The organism is Rathayibacter sp. RFBD1, assembly GCF_002932915.1.
In the GTDB taxonomy this organism is placed as follows: Bacteria; Actinomycetota; Actinomycetes; order Actinomycetales; family Microbacteriaceae; genus Rathayibacter.
In genome coordinates this window covers 1-1,816 of record NZ_PSWQ01000034.1, presented here as the reverse complement: position 1 = coordinate 1,816, position 1,816 = coordinate 1, and the positions used below count along the sequence as shown (strand labels likewise).

Here is a 1,816-nt window from a genome sequence, read left to right as displayed (position 1 = left end):
CACCGAACTCGACTGGCGCCCCCGCTACACCGACTTCGACGCCGGACTCGCCGCCACCATCGACTGGTACCGCGCCAACGAGGACTGGTGGCGCCCCGCGAAGGCCGCCACCGAGGAGAAGTACTCCGCTCAGGAATGAAAGAGAAGAAGCACTCCCCACAGAAGCAGGAATGAGACGCGGAGAGGCAGAGCAACCGTCGGTGACTCATTCTCCTTCTCCAGCTACCCTCTCCGGGGGACGCTCCAGAGGCCGAAACAGGGCCTGACGGGGCCTCCTGTGACTTCGGCGAAACGTGACCTTGCTACGGTTACGCCCGTGCTCATCTCCTCTCCTCCGGCCGCCGCCGCCGGCGGGACCTGCTCCGCTCAGGAACCGCTCCGTGCCTCCGCCGCTCCTGTGTCGAGAGGGCTTCATCTGTGAGGGGCATCATCCTCGCGGGTGGTTCGGGGTCGCGGTTGTGGCCGATCACCAAGGGCATCTCGAAGCAGCTGATGCCGATCTACGACAAGCCGATGATCTACTACCCGCTGTCGACGCTGATGATGGCCGGGATCGACGAGGTCCTCGTGATCACGACCCCCGAGTACAACGACCAGTTCCGCGCACTGCTGGGCGACGGGTCGAGCCTGGGCATGCGGATCGAGTACGCCGTGCAGCCCTCCCCCGACGGGCTCGCGCAGGCGTTCCTGATCGGCGAGGAGTTCATCGGCGACGAGTCGGTCGCCCTGGTCCTGGGTGACAACATCTTCCACGGCACCGCCCTGGGCACCGCCCTCGCGGCGAACACCACGATCGAGGGCGCCGTCATCTTCGCCTACCAGGTCGCCGACCCGCGCGCCTACGGAGTCGTCGAGTTCGACGAGCACTTCCGAGCCGTCTCCATCGAGGAGAAGCCCTCTTCTCCGAAGAGCACCTTCGCTGTCCCCGGCCTCTACTTCTACGACAACTCCGTGATCGGGATAGCCAAGAGCATCAAGCCGTCAGCGCGCGGCGAACTGGAAATATCGACGGTCAACGAGCGGTATCTCGAGGCCGGTGCTCTCACTGTCCAGGTGCTCGATCGGGGAACGGCCTGGCTCGACACCGGGACCTTCGATTCCATGATCGAGGCGACCGAGTTCGTGCGCGTGATCGAGCAGAGGCAGGGATTCAAGATCGGCTGCATCGAGGAGATCGCCTGGCGCAACTCCTGGATCGACGACACCCGCCTCGCCGAGCTCGCTGCACCGCTGGTCAAGAGCGGCTACGGCGCCTACCTCCAGCAGCTGCCCGCTCTCGCGCGGGGATCATCCTCCGTCTGAGCGCCCACCGGAGTCCGCCCGTGTCGTCGACCGCGACCCGGGCGTCCGACGCCTTTCGTCCCTTCCTCGAACCAGTAGGAGCACTCGTGCGGATCCTCGTCACCGGCGGTGCCGGCTTCATCGGCAGCAACTTCGTCCACCTCACCCTGCGCGAGCGCCCCGACGTCCGGATCACCGTGCTCGACAAGCTCACCTACGCCGGCGACCTCCGCTCGGTAGCGCCGGTGTCGGACCGGATCACCTTCGTCGAGGGCGACGTCGCCGACGCCCCGCTCGTCGACCGGCTGGTCCGGGAGTCGGATCTGGTGGTGCACTTCGCCGCGGAGTCGCACAACGACAACTCGCTGGAGGATCCGGCGCCGTTTCTGGCGACGAACATCCTCGGGACCGCCGCCCTGCTCGAGGCGGTGCGCCGGCACGACGTGCGGTACCACCACATCTCGACGGACGAGGTGTACGGCGACCTCGAGCTCGAGGACCCCGCGCGCTTCACCGAGCACACCCCCTACAACCC

2 protein-coding genes and 1 pseudogene are annotated in these 1,816 nt (G+C 66.6%); all 3 read left to right on the top strand.

Features of this window, described 5'->3' with window-relative positions:
- Nucleotides 1-139 (top strand): annotated as a pseudogene (locus C5D50_RS16930) (dTDP-glucose 4,6-dehydratase); the annotation flags it as partial.
- Between the two features lie 278 nt (nucleotides 140-417).
- Nucleotides 418-1,302: a glucose-1-phosphate thymidylyltransferase RfbA gene (gene rfbA, locus C5D50_RS16245; protein WP_104232715.1), complete on the top strand. Its 885-nt coding sequence runs from the start codon at nucleotides 418-420 to the stop codon at nucleotides 1,300-1,302.
- Nucleotides 1,303-1,388: 86 nt separating this feature from the next.
- A partial coding sequence (locus C5D50_RS16240) for a GDP-mannose 4,6-dehydratase (RefSeq protein WP_146083974.1) occupies nucleotides 1,389-1,816 on the top strand: 428 nt, incomplete at its 3' end.